Raw genomic sequence first — 16,398 nt, 5'->3', positions numbered from 1 at the left:
ATTACAAATGCTTGACCCGTCGTTTGACTTCTTCCTGCTTGCCACTGTTAAACGGTCTGGCATCCGGGCTACCAAGGTAACCACAGACGCGGCGGGTAACCGACACCTTGGTGGAGTCATGGTTGCCACAACGCGGACAGGTAAAGCCTTTGCTCGTACATTCAAACTCGCCAGTGAAGCCACACTCATAGCATTCGTCGATTGGCGTGTTGGTACCGTAGTAGGGCACCTTGTCGTAGCTGTAATCCCAGACATTCTCCAGCGCTTCGAGGTTATGCTGCAGGTTCGGATATTCGCCGTAGCAGATGAAGCCACCACTGGCCAGCGGCGGGTATGCCATTTCAAAATCCAGCTTGGCATAAGGGTCGACTTTTTTCTCGACATCCAGATGGAAGCTGTTGGTGTAATAGCCCTTGTCCGTGACGCCATCAATCAAGCCGAACTGCTTGGTATCGAGTTTGCAGAAGCGGGTGCAGAGGTTCTCGCTGGGCGTGCTGTACAAGCTGAACCCATAACCGGTCTCCGCCTTCCAGCTGTCGACAGCCTGACGCAGCAGGCTGACGATGTGTACGGCCTTCTCCCGCAGTGCCGCGCTGTCAAACAGATGGGTCTGTGTACCGTATAGCGCATTGATCGTCTCATGCAGCCCGATGTAACCCAACGAGATCGACGCCCGCCCATTCTTGAAGATCGGCGCAACCGGATCATCGGCCTTCAGACGGACGCCGCAGGCACCTTCCATATAGAGGATCGGCGCGACGCGGGCTTTAACGGTTTCCAGACGCTGGATGCGCGCCATCAGGGCTTTTTTGGCCAGGCGCAGCCGGTTGTCCAGCAAATCGAAGAAATGGGCCTCATCACGGGCCTCCAGTGCGATGCGGGGCAGGTTGAGACTGACCACACCGAGATTGTTGCGCCCTTCGTGGATTTGCTGGCCATTCTCCTCATATACGCCGAGGAAGCTGCGGCATCCCATCGGGGTTTTGAAGGAGCCAGTCACCTTGACCACCTGGTCGTAGTTCAGGATGTCCGGATACATCCGCTTGGAGGCACACTCCAGCGCCAGCCGCTTGATATCGTAATTAGGATCGCCGGCGCGCAGGTTCAGACCGTCCCGAATGGCAAATACCAGCTTGGGGAATACCGCTGTCTTGCGATTCTTGCCAAGACCCGCGATACGGTTCTTGAGGATCGACTCCTGAATCAGGCGGGACTCCCAACTGGTTCCCAGACCAAAACCGAAGGTGACAAACGGGGTCTGCCCGTTGGCGGTGTGCAGGGTGTTGACTTCATACTCCAGCGACTGGAAGGCGTCGTAGCACTCTTTTTCGGTTCTTTCACGGGCGTAGGCATCGGCATCGGCGATGTTCCACTCGACGGCGGTCTCGCGATGCTTCTGGTAGCTGATGGTGACATACGGCGCCAGCACTTCATCGATACGATTGATGGTGGTACCACCATAAATGTGGCTGGCGACCTGGGCGATGATCTGGGCGGTCACCGCCGTGGCCGTGCTGATAGACTTCGGGGTGTCAATCTCGGCATTGCCCATCTTGAACCCGTGGGTCAGCATGCCTTGCAGATCGATCAGCATGCAGTTGAACATCGGGAAGAACGGCGAGTAGTCGAGATCGTGGAAGTGCAGCTCGCCACGCTCATGGGCCTGTACGACATCACGAGGTAACAGGTACTGCTTGGCATAATGCTTGGCGACGATGCCTGCCAGCAGATCACGTTGGGTCGGGATCACCTTGCTGTCTTTATTGGCGTTTTCGTTCAGCAGTTCGGCATTGCTCTGTTCGACCAGCCCGCGGATCTCCTGATTCAAACGCCCCTGTTTTTCACGTGCCAAATCACGGTCGTGACGGTATTCGATGTAGGCCCGCGCCATCTCCTTGTAGTCACCGGCCATCAGCAGGTTTTCTACCCGGTTCTGGATGTCGTGGATGTCGACCTCTGCCAACTCGGCAATCTGTCGACCGACCTGGTCGGCAACGCTGGCGCAATAGGCCAGATCCTGTACCCCGACTGCTTCTGCCGCCTTGGCTACCGCTTCGACAATCCGCATGCCGTTGAACGGCGCACGACACCCATCCCGTTTGATGACGACCGGTCCCACTATAGTGCTCCTGATGTGAAATAGCGCGTCGGCTCTAGGCCATGATTACGCGTCCATGCGAGCCAAAGCCGACCCCGATGGCCCGCTAACCCGCGTCCTGACTGCATTTGTAGTGTTTCTCCCTTTTAGCTCGAGAACACTATATGTAGTTGTTATTCTGGTTTTGATAACAAGATGTGGGAATTAAACTGCAAACCGCCAAGCTTTTTTATTGATCTGGAACAGAGAATTGGGGTGATGGAGTAATCTGTGGCCAAGAATGCGATCTGCGGCATGAAACCGGCAAAAGCCGCTTTCAACGGCAACAGGTGGGGGAAACCCGGTCTCATTTATGCAGGCTGGGCATCAGGCGCGATGGAAAACCGCCTCGTCTGACTGTCCCGCAGGTTGCCAGGCTTGGATTCGGGTAGGATTAGCGTGTACTCTAGCGCGGTTTTGATTTCACCTTGCGGAGTCTGTCGATGTTCCTGTCTGGCTATGGCCATCCTGCTGTTAGCGGCGTGTTGTTTACTACCTTCGTGCTTGCTGCGCCCTCGGTGTTTGCGGATCCTCAGTCGGTATCAGCCGCGGCTGCGACCGATGTGGCCGCAGTCTTACCCCATGCACTGCCTGCGCCGCAAGTGATCGTGCTGACCGAGGCGGAATTGCCGAAGGGGAAGGATGCCGAGACGCGCAAGGCCGAGGATCTGGCGCGCGATCAGGCACTGCGGGCCAAATGCAAGGCGATCCCCAAGGACACGTATGACAAGTATCTGTGTGAGCGTCGTGCGCAGGTCGATCTGGTCAATCAGTTGGATGAGTTGCTGCAGCAGGTTGCGACGCTGACACCGCGTTGGCCTGTGGATGTCGCCGCAGACCAAGCGCAGTGGGAGTCGCGCCGAAACGCCTGCCGCACGGATCAGGACGTCAAAATGTGTCTGGAGTTTGCCTATCTGGAGCGCATTGGTCAGTTACAGGCGCAGTTTGGCCTGGTTGCGGCTGACGGGCCTATTGCCTATCAATGTGGCGACACGGCACTGCAATTGACCTATCACGCGACCAATCCACCGCTGGTGGAGGTGAGTCATGCTGGCGAACATCGGCTGGCCTGGATGCGGCCGACGGATATGGGTGTCTACTACCGGGGCGAAGTTACGGTGCGTGAATACCGGGGTGGTGCGGATGTCACCTGGGCACAGCAGACGTGGGCGTGTCAGCAGACGTCGCAGTGACAACAGCCGTCACTGTCCGGGACAACATCAAGGCGCCGTGAGGCGCCTTGATGTTTTGCCGAAGGCATTTTTACCGGCGGGCGAGCGTTTCCGCATCCAGAGCTGCCTCTTGCATGGCACCACTTCGGAAAGCGTGGCTGGCCGACTCATACCAGGCGATCGCCTGCCGCTGATAGGCGCTGGCATCTTCCTGGCTGGCTGTTGGATCCAGCCAGCGAGTTTGTGGTTTCTGCCGCGGGTTGAGGATGGTCAACTGTTGTTCGGTCAGATAGCCCAATCCCTGGTAGGTGGCGATGAAGGCGCGCTGTGGCCCCTTGGGGGTGGCAAAAACGTCCTGACCGAAAAATTGTGAGCGGTAGTTGAAGTTGAGCAAGCCCAGCAGGGTCGGGGCGACATCGATCTGGCTGGCCAGACGATCAACTTGCTGGGGGGGGATGTGTCCCGGCGACCAGATAATCATCGGAATGTGATAACCCTCTACCGGAATTTCAGTTTTACCCGCACTGGATGCGCAGTGATCGGCAACGATGACAAACAGGGTGTTGGCGGCCCAACTGTGTTGTTGTGCCTGGCGTAAAAATTCGCCAATGGCCCAGTCGGTATACTTGATGGCGGCGTTGCGACTGCCCTGCGGTAGATCGATACGCCCGTCTGGAAAGTGGTAAGGGCGATGATTGCTGGTGGTCATCAGGTGTGCGAAGAACGGCTTGGCCAGCTGGGCCTGCTGATCAAACTGGCGCAGTGCCATGCCAAACAGATCTTCATCCGCCACACCCCAGATGGTTTCGGCGCTGATTTGGTCGCGCTGCAGGCTGGTTCTGTCTTCCACCTCATAGCCATTGCCCGCGAAGTAGGCATTCATGTTGTCGAAGGTGCCATACCCACCGTACAAAAACAGGCTGTCATAGCCCTTGCTACGGAAAACAGAGCCCAGCGTGAACAGGCCTTCGTTGTTTGGCCGGCGCACGATCGACTGGCCGGGGGTCGGAGGCACTGCCAGCGAGAGGGCTTCCAGACCTCGTACGGTACGGTTGCCGGTGGCATAGAGGCGGGTGAACAGCATGCCTTGCGCCGCCAGGCGGTCAAGGTTCGGGGTCAAGTGATGAGGGTTGCCGAACACCCCCAGATAGTTAGCGGACAGGCTCTCGACCGTGATTAGCACCACGTTCATCCGTTTCTCGGCGCCAGCGTGCCGGATCTGACGGCGCAGATCCTGTGGTTGTGCGGAAACGAACTGGCTGTCAGGCGTCTGCAAGCTGGCGCGCACCAGTCGCCCCGCCTCAGCCAGCGGCAGTGTCGGATAGAAGCGTTGATAGTCCAGCTCGTTGTGACGGAAGGCGCCAAACAGGCAGAAGAGTCCATTGCCCGCCAGCTCATTGGCATACTGGTTGGTGCGCTGATTGCGATCTTCGGCATTCAGGCCGATGCTGACCAGGACCATCAGCAGCGCCAATCCGGGCAACAACTCGCGTCGGCGCAGTGCACGCCAGGTGGGCAGCCGTCGCATCAGGGCTGCCGATGCCAGCTGCAGCAAGGTTGCCAGCAAGGCACAGAGCCCAAACCACAGCCCCAGCGGGTAAGACTGGCGAATATTGCCCAATACTTCATGGGTGTACACCAGATAGTCGACGGCGATGAAGTTGAAGCGGCTGCTAAATTCTCCCCAAAATACCCATTCACTGGCCACCAGAGTCAGCAACAGGAACAGACAGCTCCAGCTGAAGGCGATGCCCGCACCCCGCCAGATGCGGTGTTGGCGCCAGGCCAACGGGATCAGCGTTAACCAGATGGCGATGGGTAACAGCAAATAGACCAGGCTGCCCAGATCGAACAGGCTACCGAGACTGAAACTGGTCAGCACATCAAGCAGATCCAGACCGGCGCTGTTTCCAGCCAGCCAGAGCAAACCGAGACGCGAGACCAGCATCAACAGAAGGTAGTGGCAACTAAACCACCACAGAAAACGGTAACGTGAAAATGGCATGCCGGCGGGCTCCGCAATAATTGGCTGTATGGCGGACCCATTATTGCGCCCCTGTCTTAACCGAGCCTTAAGGGTTAATCCAGAACCGGCGGGTGTTGACGCAGTGCGACATTAAACGCGTCGCGTAGTTTTGCCCCTTGTGGGGTACGGCGGAAGCAGATGACCAGGCCTTGCTCCCCGATGGGGTGGGGGAGCAGGCGAATATTGCCAGCCATAGCACGCAAGCTAGGGTCCTGCTGTATCAGGGCGTGATAGACCAGTGGGTCTATCACGGCTAATGGCAGGCGACCGGCGGCCACCTTGCGCAGGTTCAACAGGTCGCTGGGGGCTTCCTCATGTTTCAAGCGTCCGGCGGCAAGCAACTGGTCGAATTCGTCGGTATGGACGTAACCGGAGACGGTACCGATGGTGTAAGGGGCCAGATCTGTGAGGGCACGCCAGCGGATCGGCGGCAGCTGGGTGTTTTGGACCAGCGATAGGGTGGCGCGGGCAAACGGCTGTGAGCAGAACAGGGCTTGCTGGCGCTGCTGCGTGTTGTATTCCGGCATGATCGCCAGATGTGGCCCGGGTTCATCCATAGCTCGCAACGCCCGGCGCCAGGGCAGGAACTCCAATTGCTGTTGCAGACCCATACGCGCAAATATCTGACGGCTCTGTTGCGCTAAGGGGCCCTGACCTGGCAGTTGACTGCCGATGTAAGGGGGCCATTCCAGTGTCGCGACCAGCACTGTGTCTGCAGCCTGGGTGGACAGGGCGCAACAGAGCAGGCTGCTAGCAAGCAGCAGTCGGCGTATTGTGCTGAACGCGTTGTTTGTCATCAGACCTCTCGACAAGGCTCTCTTTGTCGAGACTAGCCAAGCTCGCAGTGGCAAGCAAGATCAACAACCTGCATTCAATGTTCGCTGCGCTGTACCAAGGCGGATGGGTTGTCGCCAGAGCTGGCACAGCAGGACCCCGAGCAAAGTCAGTCCCCCACCCCAAATATGATAGTGGTGTAACTGTTCTCCCAAACCGGCCACCGCCAGCACAGCTGTAAACAGCGGCAGCAAGTTCATGAAGATCGCTGTGCGGTTGGCGCCGAGCTGTCTCACGCCCTCCAACCACAGCCAGGTTGCCAGTAACGAGGCGGGCAACGCAGCATATATCACCAGCGGCCAGCTCTGGCTGTTGAGCTGCCACTGATTGGAGTGAATAACGCCGGCGCGGATAAAATCGGGTAACAACCAGATCAGGGCGGCAGACATTTGCAGGTACAGCTGTTGCCAGCCGGTCAATGGCAGCGCCCAGCGTTTGTGCAGAACGCCATACAGCGCATAGCAACCCACCGCCAACAGCATCAATGCATCACCGTGCCCCATGCCCTGAGCCAGCAGGCGAGCCGGTTGCCCGGCGCTGACCAGCCAGATCAGCCCGACAATCGAGAGCACTGAGCCGGTGAGGATGCCCAGAGTGGGCGGCTCGCGCAGTAACAGCAGGCTGAGGATCACGGTCAGCAGCGGGATCAGCGCATTGTGGATGCCGATATTGACGGCGCTGATGCTTTGTGCGGCGTAGTAACCCAGGCTCTGGTTCAGCACCATTCCCAGCAAGGCCAGCAGCATCAGCTTGCCGATGTGCGGCCGCAACTGGTGGCGTTGACGCCACAGTGGTCGTGCCATAAACGGGGTGACCAGCAGCCAGGCGAGGAACCAGCGATAAAACGCAATAACACCAGGTTCGATAGTACCGGCAGCCAGTTTGCTGACGATGGCATTACCGCTCCAGATCAGGACGGCGCACAGCGGAAACCAAAACATGACAAGAACTCGACAAGAAGTAATCGGCGGCGATTCTACGCTGGCATTTTTTAGCGATATAATGAAAATCCGCCAACCGATTGTGCTTTTCAGCCATGACAACCAAGCCATCTCCTGCTGATGCAACTCGCCACGCGATGACATGCCGTCGTCCGCGGCCACAGCGTCATTCCGCGCCCTCTATCAGCCTGGCACCCCAGACACTGCGCTTTTGTGAGGCCCATCTGGCGGCAATGACGGATCTGGAGGAGGAGTGGCACGAATGGGGGCAATTGGCCGTTATTCACAGTGGCCTGATGGAACTCTCCATCGAGGGGCAGAGCGTGATCGCACCGCCGGGGTTTGGCGTCTGGATCCCGCCGCGCGCCAGGCATTACAGCTACAATCATCAACCGCTGGACTTCGGCACGCTCAACCTGTCGGCCGAGTGGAGTAGGGACATGCCTGCGATCCCGTGCGTGCTGGAGTTGTCTCCTCTGGTACAAGCCATCATGACGCACTTTCGGCAAAATGCGTTGGCTGTCCCTGTCGAAGCCACGGATCTGCATTTGGCTCAGGTGCTTATCGAGCAGTTGTTGCGCTGTCCGCGGCAGCAGCGCTACTTGCCAACCAGTGAGGATCGGCAATTGGCTCCAGTCCTGCGGGCGTTGGAGCAACAACCGGCGGACAATCGCTCATTGGCGCAATGGGCGCGGCTGGTACACAGTACAGAACGGACCTTATCGCGGCGCTGCCAACGTGAGCTGGGCATGTCTTTTAGTCAGTGGCGGCAACGACTGCGCTTTTTACATGCCCTGCCGCTACTGGAGCAGCACATCAGCATCAAGGAGATTGCGCTGGAGTTGGGATATAGCTCGTCTTCGGCGTTTATCACCATGTTCCAGTCGCTATCCGGTACAACACCGGAACGTTATCGCCGGCAGTTGGGTATTCAGCCCTGATTCAAACATGATGCATGGGGGTGGCCATCAGTCCGTCGAGGTGTTCCGCAAACAACGCCGAGTGACCATGGAACGCACGCAAATCGATGGGATGCAGTTGCCCGGCGGTTTCCAGCCCCATGGCGGGAAAGCCTGGGGCCTGCAGACGGTGCAGCCAGTGCTGAGTCTGTTGCAGATGCGCTAAGAGATCGACCCGGACCATGGCGTGTTCGAACGCGGTGCCGTCGATCTGCTGCTTTGCCGCCAGATCACATAACAGCGCCGTATCGGCCAACCATTCCCCGTGCTGGAAAAAGGCGTGCTGCATCTCCTGTAGCAGGGCCACCGCATCTCCCCCAAGCGCGTCCAGCGCCAGCAGGGCGCGCAGTGGCGGTTCGGAGTCGAGGTATTTGTGACTATCGAGCAGTAACCGGTTCAGATAGCGGTCACCGAAACACTGCCCCGTGGCGACACTGATCTGTTGGTCGACAAACAGCAACTGGGCTTGCAGGCTGGTGCCAAAGTGAGGGCGCCGATGGCCGACCCAGAGTCCGGCTCCGTGCAGCACAATGTGCATGTCATTGCGTTGGCGGGCGATGGCCAACAGCGGCATGGCACCATAACTCCAGCCACAGAGGGGATCGTAGAGAAAGTGCAGACGGGTGGCAGAATCAACGGCAGGCATGTGGGCTCCACAACGGCAGCGAGTCGAACGCTCAATTGATAACTCTATTATTTTCGCCTGTAATCGATGACAGGTGCCACTCTTTTATTCAAGGCCACCACGTCTGCGAGAAAATAAAACGGGATACAAATGAGCTTTGCTGTAATTAGAAGGATGATTGCTTTTGTTTATCATATTGAAACAAAATGATTTTTTTATTTTTCCCGCTTTGCGGGAATATATCGTTTTCTGAAAATGGCTTGGGCGAAAATAATGCTTCCTGGTCGCCAGGAGGGAGTTTAATTTAGCGCTGATGCCCAGAGTTGGCGCCATTCAGCGCCAACGTCATGTTCAAGCATTGTATTCGTCGAAGTTCTCGAGGTAGTCATCGATATTTTCAGCCAGCAGCTGGCGAAACTGATTGGCAAAATAATCCACGGCCTGATCACGACCATGCAGCAGGCTGGCATGATCCTCGGCTTGGGCGGCGATAAGGAACGAGGAGAAGCGCGCCGCCGCATACAGCAATGAGGCGTTTACGTCGTCAGCATCGGCCTCTTCCGCCTGAGTGTTAGCCAATTGAATCACGGCATCAGTCCGCGTCCAGAACGCCTCGTTCAACTCATCTTGCATCATCTCTTCTTGTTGGCTCATGTTTTCTCCTGACGGTGGGGGGCGGCGACACGAGGGCTGCCAAATGCCGGCACTATACTGCAGTTTTGGTCGTTCCCCCAGCGCCAACGTCGGCAGCAAGCAGGCTGAGCAGCCGTTGCAATGCGCGCTTCGACGATTCGAAAGCGAAATCATCGGCACTTAAGGCCGCGGGAGATAACCACAAGTGTTCACTGATTTCCGCCTCGTTGTGCAATGGCGGCAGTTCCTGTAGCACAACGCGGAAGTAGGCATCGCAGGTTGAGTAAGTGACGCCTGCAAACGGGTAGACATTGGCTTGCGAGCCAAACCAGATCAGTTGTTCCGGTGCAATGCACAGGGCCAGTTCCTCGTTGAGCTCACGGCAAAGTGCTTGTTCCAGCGTTTCACCGGGGTCGACAAAGCCGCCAGGGAAATCCAGTTGGCCTTGCCCGGGCGCTCGAGCCCGGCGGGTGACCAGAATGGTGTCTTGCAGCTGGATGATAGCGGCAACAGCCGCAGCGGCATTGTGAAAAAAACGGAAACCACAGGCACAGTAATATTCGTGTTGCTGGTAATGACGTAACGTCGGCTGGCCACAATGCGGGCAGAACATGGTGTCTCCTTGATGCAGTCAGGCAGAGTGAACACTGTAACGGTGGAAGGATGGCTCTGTCACCTGGGTGGGGCTGAGCCCGGATTCGCAGCACAAGCTGTATACAGTGATTTTTGTTGCTACGCCGTTGAACATGTCACCGATATGCTTCAGCGATTGGTCGTTTTATCCCTGTAAGGACGAGGTCTGATGTTTATAGTGTCTCCCTGGCGGAGATATTCCTGATCAGCAGACGTTACACCGACGATCAATGATCCAATAACAAACGAGAACACAACCTCATCGGTTGCGCAAGCTAACTGGCACTCGGGTAAGTCGGGAGCCACATCTGTACGCGTAACGCTACTTGCCAAGTCATGTCGCGACTGTGTATCCGTATCAGCGAAGCAGGGCGGTAGCCATCGGGGGGCGAGACGAGTGAAAGCGATGGCAGTCAATGCCGGCGATTCAGCAGATGACGCACTGTTTTTTTGATGCGTACGGAACAGTAGCTAGTCGCCGCCCGGGATAGCGCATAGTGTGACCCCTTGCTGCTCGACCAAAGAAAAAGGCCCTGAAAAATCAGGGCCTTAAGTATTGGTGGAGCTGGCGGGATTTGAACCCGCGTCCGAAAAACCTACATCCTCAGTACTACATGCTTAGTCGAGTCTTTACATTCGCCACCCAGCTGCGGACCGACACGCCACCGAATGACTAGCCTGATTGGTTTTAACGCTTCCGCCCCAGGCAGGACTTCCACGCGATCTTGTGAAGGATGACCTTCCGATTCCCTAAGTCACAAGCAAGCTAGGGTAGAAGGGCTTCGAGCAGGTTATTAAGCTGCTAAAGCGTAGGTTTCGTCGTTTGCGACTATTTTTTGCGGTTTGTTAACGAGGCCTACCGCACCTCGGCATGCACCTTGGGTTTCGCATTTCCCGTCGAATCCAGAATCAGCCCCAATGTGTTGACCTCATCTTACCGTAACTGGAGGCTAAGGCCAAGGCTTAACGCCCTTTGTTCTTCATCATCCGTTCTTTATCGCGTTGCCATTCACGTTCTTTGAGGTCATCGCGCTTATCATGTTCTTTCTTACCCTTGGCCAGTCCGATCTCGATCTTGACCCAGGCATTTTTCCAATAGAGGGCGAGGGGTATCAGAGTATAACCTTGGCGCTCGACCAGACCGATCAGTCGTTCGATCTGGCTCTTTTGCAGCAACAGCTTGCGGGTGCGGGTAGGGTCGCAGACCACGTGGGTAGAAGCCAGGCTCAGCGGTGTGAAGTTGGCGCCAAACAGGTAAACCTCGCCATTACGGACAATGACATAACCATCACCGATATTAGCCTTACCTGCGCGCAAGGATTTGACTTCCCAACCCTGAAGCTCCAGGCCTGCTTCATACTTATCTTCGATGAAGTATTCATGACGCGCCTTTTTATTCAGCGCTATGGTGTTGGACCCGGCGTTCTTACTTTTGTTCTTGCTCATGCGGGTAACCTTTTAACATTCATTTGCATACATCAAGCCGGCCATTATACGGACGTGCCGCGTACAGTAAACAAGCGTCGGCTCATGGTCGGGGCCGCTGCAGATTTCGGATGCGATTTTTCGCTTCGATGCTAGAATTTTGCCTCGTTTTGCGAGGAGGCTTGATGTCCCGTATTCAGCGCAGTGCTCTGGTGATGTTCAGTGCCGAGCAGATGTATCACCTGGTTAATGATGTTGCCGCTTACCCGCAGTTCCTGCCGGGATGTGTCGGTAGTGAGGTACTCAGCCTGCACGGGGCAGAGATGGTTGCGCGTGTCGATGTGGCCAAGGCCGGCATTCATCATGGTTTTACCACACGCAACCAGCTGCAACCTGGACGTGTGATCTCGATGACGCTGGTGGAGGGGCCTTTTCGCCATCTCCAGGGCACCTGGACTTTTACTCCCCTTGATGACGATGCCAGCAAGGTCGAGTTGGCGTTGGAGTTCGAGTTCAGCTCGCGCTTGGTCGAGCTGGCGTTTGGCCGTATCTTCACCGAGCTGGTCCAGATGATGGTGCAGGCCTTCACCCTGCGAGCAAAGGAGGTGTACGGTGAGTGAGTTGATTCGTGCCGAGGTGGTTTATGCCTTGCCACAGAAGCAGACCTTGCTGGTCGTCAAACTGGTTGCTGGTAGCACAGTGCGTGACGCGATCCAGGCCAGTGGTTTGCTGCAACGGGTGCCTGAACTGGTACTCGAAACGCTGAAGGTCGGTATTTACAGTCGTCTGGTATCGTTGGATACGTTGCTGCGTGGTGGTGAACGCATCGAGGTTTATCGTCCACTGACGGCAGACCCCCGAGCCATGCGTAAGCAGCGGGCAGACAAGGCTAAAGAGCGGGGCGGATGAGTTGGAGTGTGCTGTGGTCCTGCGCCCGCGTTGCGGTATTGCGTGTCGGAGCTTGCAGTCGTATCGCGTCAAAATGAAAAACGCCCTGTGATGACAGGGCGTTTTTGATTGGTGATGTCGCGTGTTATCACAACGGCATGTTAAAGCTCTTGGGGGCCGGGAAATCGCCGTTGACCGAGCTCAGTTTATCGCCAGCAAAGTGAACGGTCAGGGTTTTACGTTTTGGTTCGTTCCAGCCTTCACGCAGGTAATAGACGTAATGCCAGGTCGAATTATCGAAGGCATCTTGCACCATGGGGCTACCCAGCACATAAGCCACTTGTTCACGGGTCATGCCGGCACGCAATTGTTCAATTTGCTTTTGTTCGACGAAGTTGCCCTGCGGCACATCTATGCGATAGACACAGCCACTGGTCATAAGCAGGGCGGCAGAGAGTGTGCTGACAAGCAGGAATTTAATGCGCATCGAGTTATTGTCCATCAGAACCATTCAAGCTGGCGGTGATGATAACGGGGAACGCGTATGAAGTAAAAGCGGATGGACATAAAAGCTGTGCCATCCGCAGGTTGTGCGTCATTCGGCCGCTTGCAGGAGCTCTCGGGCATTGGCCAGGGTATTGCGGGTGATCTGATCGCCGCCAAGCAAGCGCGCCAATTCATCGAGTCGCCCTTGTTTGTCGAGACGTTGCATCAGGGTTTCGGTCTCGTGACCATCACTGTGCTTGCTGACGAAGAGATGATGGTGTCCTTGCCCCGCAACTTGTGGCAAATGGGTAACGACCAGCACCTGGGTCGAGCGCCCCAGCTCGCGTAGCAGCTTACCGACCACATTCGCTGTCGGGCCACTGATGCCGACGTCGACCTCATCGAAAATCAGGCTTGGTGTGGCGATGCGCTCGGCAGTAATGACCTGGATGGCCAGGCTGATGCGAGACAACTCCCCCCCGGAGGCCACTTTGGCCAGGGCTTGCGGTGGTTGCCCTGGATTGGTCGTGACGAGAAATTCAACCAGGTCCTGTCCCAGTGCCGACGGTGTGGCATCAGCATGCGGCTGAACCTGTATCGTCAGCTGGCCGTGAGGCATCGCCAGTGCCTGGATGCGCGAACTGATCCGTTGTGCCAACTCCTCGGCGTGACGCTGGCGGCTGGCACTGAGTCGATGCGCCTGCTCGATATAATGCGCATGCAAGTGTCCCAACTCGTCTCGAAGCGAATCTAACCTGGCATCGTCTGCGCTCAGGGCAGCCAGTTCACTTGCGAGTTGCTGATGGTGTGCATAGAGTGCTTGCGGCCGGACATGATGCTTGCGCGACAAGGCCATGCTGCGTGAGAGCCGTTCATCGAGCAGTGATAACCGTTCAGGGTCCAGATCCAGGCTATCCAGGTAATGCCGCAACTCCTGATGACTCTCTTGCACCTGTATCAAGGCTTCTTGCAGCATCTGGTTCACCGGAAGCAGACGCTCATCCATGGCGCAGATATCATCGAGACGGTGGCAGGTTTGATTTAACAGGCTGACCAGCGTGATATCGTCGCCATCTTGCAGTAACTCGAGACTGGCCTGACAGGCTTCGACAATTTCGCCACGGTTCGCCAGACGGCTGTGCTCGGTTTCGATTTCTTCGAACTCACCATCCTGCAGCGCGAATTGGTCCAGCTCGTCAACTTGATACTCCAAGAGTTGTCGTCTGGCATCGCGCTGACTGCGCTCCTGTTCCAGGCGCTGCAGCTCGCTCTGACTTTGACGCCACTGTTGGTATGCGTTGCGGGTGCCCTGCAGCAGCTCTTGATGGCCGGCATAGGCATCGAGGATGGTCAGTTGGTGTTCGGCGCGCAGCAACAATTGATGGGCGTGTTGGCCGTGAATGTTGATCAGGAGCTGTCCCAAGCTACGTAACTGCGTGACAGGAACGGGCGTGCCGTTAATGTAGGCTCGAGAGCGCCCCTCGGCCGTGATGACTCGGCGCAATAAGCACTCATCCTCTTGCAGCAATTCATGCTGTTGCAGCCACAACCGGGCCGCCGGATTGCGCTCCAATGAAAAACGGGCTGTCAGTTCACTGCGTTCGGCTCCGGGACGGACCATATTTCCCTCGGCGCGTTCACCAAGGCATAGACCGAGGGCGTCGATCGCGATGGATTTTCCAGCACCGGTTTCACCGGTAATGCAGGTCATGCCGGCATGCAGCTCAAGTTCAAGAAAGCGTACGATCGCAAAGTTCTGGACAGTCAGTTGGGTCAGCATGGTGATACTCACAATTACTGTATTAACGAACAGTATATACTGGTTATTGATACAGTAAAGTGCTGCTTAATGCATCAGTCCCTGGTTGTGAGAGAGCTCAGAACAATTTGCTGCCCCAGCCCAGTTTATTACGCAACACATTAAAATAACTGTGCCCAAGAGGATGTATGAGTTTTAGCTTGTGCTGACACTTGCGAATCAGGATCTCGTCGCCAGGATGAACATTCAGGCTTAGTTGGCCGTCACAGCTGACTTGCAATTGATCGTCGATATTGTCCGGTGACAGTACCAGCTTCACCTCACTGTCGGCGTCAATGACGATAGGCCGGCAACTGAGGGTGTGCGGAAACATCGGGACCAGGGCCATCGCGTTGAGTTGCGGTGTCAGAATCGGGCCACCGGCGGAGAGCGCGTAGGCCGTCGAGCCAGTTGGAGTGGCGACGATAATGCCGTCAGCGCGTTGGCTATACATGAACACATCATCGATATGCACGGCAAAATCGATCATATGTGCAATTTTTCCGGGGTGGAGTACCGCCTCATTCAACGCATTACCTGCCGCGTGTTGCTCGCCATAGCGATGGACGCTGGCACTGAGCAAAAAACGCTCTTCTATCTGGTAGTGACCGGCGAGTACCGCCGTCAGTGGGGCGGCAAAATCCTGCGGCGACAAATCGGTAAGGAAGCCCAGGTTGCCGCGATTGACACCCAATACCGGTACGTCATGTCGGGCCAGGATGCGCGCTGCGCCCAACATATTACCGTCGCCACCAACAACAATGGCCATGTCGGCAATCTTGCCCAGTTCAGCCAGCTCGCCGATTTCGCAGCCCGGGATGTCCAGTTGCTCCGAGACCCGGCTTTCGATCACCACTCGCATACCCTGTGCGCGCAGAAACTCGTACAGGCTACTGAGTGTCTGATTCGCGCCATGATGATGGGGTTTACCTATCAGCGCTATGGTATCGAATTGAAGTGACATGCTTTTTTCCGCCGCAAACCGTAATGGCCCAGTATACTGCGAAACCGCACCGGCGCCAGGTGTCGCACCATCTGACCCGAGAGACCTTGAAAGGCGAGCCGGCGCCCCCATAATAGGGCCACACGTAATAAGCAACGAATGTTGGAGATGTCATGAGCAACCAGGATCAACCGATGGATCAAGCCCAGGAGCCAATCAACGAAGCCGAGCTGGAAAGCCAGATTACGGACGTCGAGGGTGAACTGACGGTATTGCAGCAAAAGCTGGAACAAGCTGAAGCTGCGGTGCAGGAAGAGAAGGATCGGGCCTTGCGTATCGCGGCTGAGATGGAAAACCTGCGTCGCCGGGCCGCTCAGGATGTAGAAAAGGCACACAAGTTTGCCCTCGAGAAGTTTGCTGGCGATCTGTTACCCGTGATTGACAGTCTGGAGCGAGCGCTCGAGCTGTCGGACCGTGACAACGAGCAGTTGAAGCCGACCCTGGAGGGTGTGGAGTTGACACTGCGTTCTATGCTGGCCACGGTCAGCAAGTTCGGCGTCGAGGTTATCGACCCGCAAGGTACGCCGTTCGATCCAAACAAACATCAGGCGATGAGCATGATTGAGAACCCGGATGTGGCGCCGAATACCGTCCTGGCCGTCATGCAAAAGGGTTACGAGCTCAATGGCCGTGTCATCCGTCCGGCCATGGTGATGGTGGCGCGCGCGCCAAGTGTTAATACGTCAGCCTGAGCCTGATGGCATGAAAAACCCACCCTTAGCTGGTGGGTTTTTTTAAATGCCCCCTTGAAGAGCACTGTTGCCGTCCACATATACAAGCCAAGGCCGATGGGGAAGAGAGGATGCCGCTGCATCTTGGGGCTTGAAAAGCGCAAACC

Annotated in this window: 17 protein-coding genes and 1 other RNA gene; 6 read left to right on the top strand and 12 right to left on the bottom strand. The window is 56.5% G+C overall.

Annotated features, from left to right (window positions below):
- Nucleotide 1: 1 nt before the first annotated feature.
- Complete coding sequence (nrdD, locus tag ACFOSS_RS14575) at nucleotides 2–2,119, bottom strand: anaerobic ribonucleoside-triphosphate reductase (RefSeq protein ID WP_377153817.1); 2,118 nt, start codon at nucleotides 2,117–2,119, stop codon at nucleotides 2–4.
- A 249-nt stretch (nucleotides 2,120–2,368) separates the two neighbouring features.
- Here nrdD and ACFOSS_RS14570 point away from each other — a divergent pair, with 249 nt between their 5' ends.
- Both ACFOSS_RS14570 and ACFOSS_RS14565 read left to right on the top strand, forming a co-directional pair.
- A complete protein-coding gene (locus tag ACFOSS_RS14570; protein ID WP_377153815.1) occupies nucleotides 2,369–2,494 on the top strand; it encodes a hypothetical protein in 126 nt (41 codons plus the stop codon).
- Nucleotides 2,495–2,580: 86 nt separating this feature from the next.
- The gene (locus tag ACFOSS_RS14565) at nucleotides 2,581–3,330 is read left to right on the top strand and encodes a hypothetical protein (RefSeq protein WP_377153813.1); all 750 of its coding nucleotides are present in this window, start codon (nucleotides 2,581–2,583) and stop codon (nucleotides 3,328–3,330) included.
- Nucleotides 3,331–3,400: 70 nt separating this feature from the next.
- Here the strand turns inward: ACFOSS_RS14565 and ACFOSS_RS14560 are convergent, their stop codons facing one another.
- The 3 genes from ACFOSS_RS14560 to ACFOSS_RS14550 all read right to left on the bottom strand — a co-directional run bounded on the left by ACFOSS_RS14560 (nucleotide 3,401) and on the right by ACFOSS_RS14550 (nucleotide 7,110).
- Entirely contained in the window at nucleotides 3,401–5,314 is a 1,914-nt protein-coding gene (locus ACFOSS_RS14560) for an LTA synthase family protein (protein WP_377153811.1), read from the bottom strand.
- A 74-nt stretch (nucleotides 5,315–5,388) separates the two neighbouring features.
- Nucleotides 5,389–6,132 (bottom strand): substrate-binding periplasmic protein, encoded by a 744-nt coding sequence (locus ACFOSS_RS14555; protein ID WP_377153809.1) that lies wholly within the window; start codon nucleotides 6,130–6,132, stop codon nucleotides 5,389–5,391.
- Between the two features lie 60 nt (nucleotides 6,133–6,192).
- On the bottom strand, nucleotides 6,193–7,110 hold the full coding sequence (locus ACFOSS_RS14550; RefSeq protein ID WP_377153807.1) for a DMT family transporter: 918 nt from the start codon (nucleotides 7,108–7,110) through the stop codon (nucleotides 6,193–6,195).
- A gap of 137 nt (nucleotides 7,111–7,247) precedes the next feature.
- Between ACFOSS_RS14550 and ACFOSS_RS14545 the strand changes: the two genes are divergently transcribed.
- On the top strand, nucleotides 7,248–8,051 hold the full coding sequence (locus ACFOSS_RS14545) for an AraC family transcriptional regulator (protein WP_377153805.1): 804 nt from the start codon (nucleotides 7,248–7,250) through the stop codon (nucleotides 8,049–8,051).
- 1 nt (nucleotide 8,052) lies between these two features.
- Here ACFOSS_RS14545 and ACFOSS_RS14540 read toward each other — a convergent pair whose 3' ends face one another.
- From ACFOSS_RS14540 to smpB, 5 genes are all read right to left on the bottom strand, one after another.
- A complete protein-coding gene (locus ACFOSS_RS14540) occupies nucleotides 8,053–8,715 on the bottom strand; it encodes a DsbA family protein (RefSeq protein WP_377153803.1) in 663 nt (220 codons plus the stop codon).
- Between the two features lie 330 nt (nucleotides 8,716–9,045).
- Complete coding sequence (locus ACFOSS_RS14535; protein ID WP_377153801.1) at nucleotides 9,046–9,348, bottom strand: DUF3144 domain-containing protein; 303 nt, start codon at nucleotides 9,346–9,348, stop codon at nucleotides 9,046–9,048.
- Between the two features lie 52 nt (nucleotides 9,349–9,400).
- Entirely contained in the window at nucleotides 9,401–9,940 is a 540-nt protein-coding gene (locus ACFOSS_RS14530; protein ID WP_377153798.1) for an NUDIX hydrolase, read from the bottom strand.
- Nucleotides 9,941–10,517: 577 nt separating this feature from the next.
- Nucleotides 10,518–10,877, bottom strand: a transfer-messenger RNA (tmRNA) gene (gene ssrA, locus ACFOSS_RS14525).
- Nucleotides 10,878–10,923: 46 nt separating this feature from the next.
- On the bottom strand, nucleotides 10,924–11,406 hold the full coding sequence (gene smpB, locus ACFOSS_RS14520; protein WP_377153796.1) for an SsrA-binding protein SmpB: 483 nt from the start codon (nucleotides 11,404–11,406) through the stop codon (nucleotides 10,924–10,926).
- Between the two features lie 164 nt (nucleotides 11,407–11,570).
- Between smpB and ACFOSS_RS14515 the strand changes: the two genes are divergently transcribed.
- Both ACFOSS_RS14515 and ACFOSS_RS14510 read left to right on the top strand, forming a co-directional pair.
- Nucleotides 11,571–12,005, top strand: a complete 435-nt coding sequence (locus tag ACFOSS_RS14515; RefSeq protein ID WP_377153794.1) for an SRPBCC family protein — start codon at nucleotides 11,571–11,573, stop codon at nucleotides 12,003–12,005.
- Nucleotides 11,998–12,294 (top strand): RnfH family protein, encoded by a 297-nt coding sequence (locus ACFOSS_RS14510; RefSeq protein ID WP_377153792.1) that lies wholly within the window; start codon nucleotides 11,998–12,000, stop codon nucleotides 12,292–12,294. The genes ACFOSS_RS14515 and ACFOSS_RS14510 overlap by 8 nt, the downstream gene beginning before the upstream one ends.
- 127 nt (nucleotides 12,295–12,421) lie before the next feature.
- Here the strand turns inward: ACFOSS_RS14510 and ACFOSS_RS14505 are convergent, their stop codons facing one another.
- From ACFOSS_RS14505 to nadK, 3 genes are all read right to left on the bottom strand, one after another.
- A complete protein-coding gene (locus ACFOSS_RS14505; RefSeq protein ID WP_377153790.1) occupies nucleotides 12,422–12,760 on the bottom strand; it encodes an outer membrane protein assembly factor BamE in 339 nt (112 codons plus the stop codon).
- A gap of 108 nt (nucleotides 12,761–12,868) precedes the next feature.
- Nucleotides 12,869–14,539 carry a DNA repair protein RecN gene (gene recN, locus ACFOSS_RS14500; protein WP_377153788.1) on the bottom strand — a complete coding sequence of 557 codons (1,671 nt, stop codon included), beginning with the start codon at nucleotides 14,537–14,539 and terminating at the stop codon, nucleotides 12,869–12,871.
- A gap of 97 nt (nucleotides 14,540–14,636) precedes the next feature.
- Complete coding sequence (nadK, locus tag ACFOSS_RS14495) at nucleotides 14,637–15,521, bottom strand: NAD(+) kinase (protein ID WP_377153786.1); 885 nt, start codon at nucleotides 15,519–15,521, stop codon at nucleotides 14,637–14,639.
- A 152-nt stretch (nucleotides 15,522–15,673) separates the two neighbouring features.
- Here nadK and grpE point away from each other — a divergent pair, with 152 nt between their 5' ends.
- Nucleotides 15,674–16,252, top strand: coding sequence for a nucleotide exchange factor GrpE (gene grpE, locus ACFOSS_RS14490; protein ID WP_377153784.1), 579 nt, complete (start codon nucleotides 15,674–15,676; stop codon nucleotides 16,250–16,252).
- Nucleotides 16,253–16,398 lie beyond the last annotated feature (146 nt).

Source organism: Pseudaeromonas sharmana, from assembly GCF_042649925.1.
Classification (GTDB): domain Bacteria; phylum Pseudomonadota; class Gammaproteobacteria; order Enterobacterales; family Aeromonadaceae; genus Pseudaeromonas; species Pseudaeromonas sharmana.
This window is presented reverse-complemented; position numbering and strand designations above follow the sequence as displayed.

Coding starts and splice junctions, on each gene's coding strand:
- ACFOSS_RS14565 (WP_377153813.1), top strand. CDS start 2,581: ATGTTCCTGTCTGGCTATGGCCATCCTGCTGTTAGCGGCGTGTTGTTT.
- ACFOSS_RS14560 (WP_377153811.1), bottom strand. CDS start 5,314: ATGCCATTTTCACGTTACCGTTTTCTGTGGTGGTTTAGTTGCCACTAC.
- ACFOSS_RS14555 (WP_377153809.1), bottom strand. CDS start 6,132: ATGACAAACAACGCGTTCAGCACAATACGCCGACTGCTGCTTGCTAGC.
- ACFOSS_RS14550 (WP_377153807.1), bottom strand. CDS start 7,110: ATGTTTTGGTTTCCGCTGTGCGCCGTCCTGATCTGGAGCGGTAATGCC.
- ACFOSS_RS14545 (WP_377153805.1), top strand. CDS start 7,248: ATGACATGCCGTCGTCCGCGGCCACAGCGTCATTCCGCGCCCTCTATC.
- ACFOSS_RS14540 (WP_377153803.1), bottom strand. CDS start 8,715: ATGCCTGCCGTTGATTCTGCCACCCGTCTGCACTTTCTCTACGATCCC.
- ACFOSS_RS14535 (WP_377153801.1), bottom strand. CDS start 9,348: ATGAGCCAACAAGAAGAGATGATGCAAGATGAGTTGAACGAGGCGTTC.
- ACFOSS_RS14530 (WP_377153798.1), bottom strand. CDS start 9,940: ATGTTCTGCCCGCATTGTGGCCAGCCGACGTTACGTCATTACCAGCAA.
- smpB (WP_377153796.1), bottom strand. CDS start 11,406: ATGAGCAAGAACAAAAGTAAGAACGCCGGGTCCAACACCATAGCGCTG.
- ACFOSS_RS14515 (WP_377153794.1), top strand. CDS start 11,571: ATGTCCCGTATTCAGCGCAGTGCTCTGGTGATGTTCAGTGCCGAGCAG.
- ACFOSS_RS14505 (WP_377153790.1), bottom strand. CDS start 12,760: ATGCGCATTAAATTCCTGCTTGTCAGCACACTCTCTGCCGCCCTGCTT.
- recN (WP_377153788.1), bottom strand. CDS start 14,539: ATGCTGACCCAACTGACTGTCCAGAACTTTGCGATCGTACGCTTTCTT.
- nadK (WP_377153786.1), bottom strand. CDS start 15,521: ATGTCACTTCAATTCGATACCATAGCGCTGATAGGTAAACCCCATCAT.
- grpE (WP_377153784.1), top strand. CDS start 15,674: ATGAGCAACCAGGATCAACCGATGGATCAAGCCCAGGAGCCAATCAAC.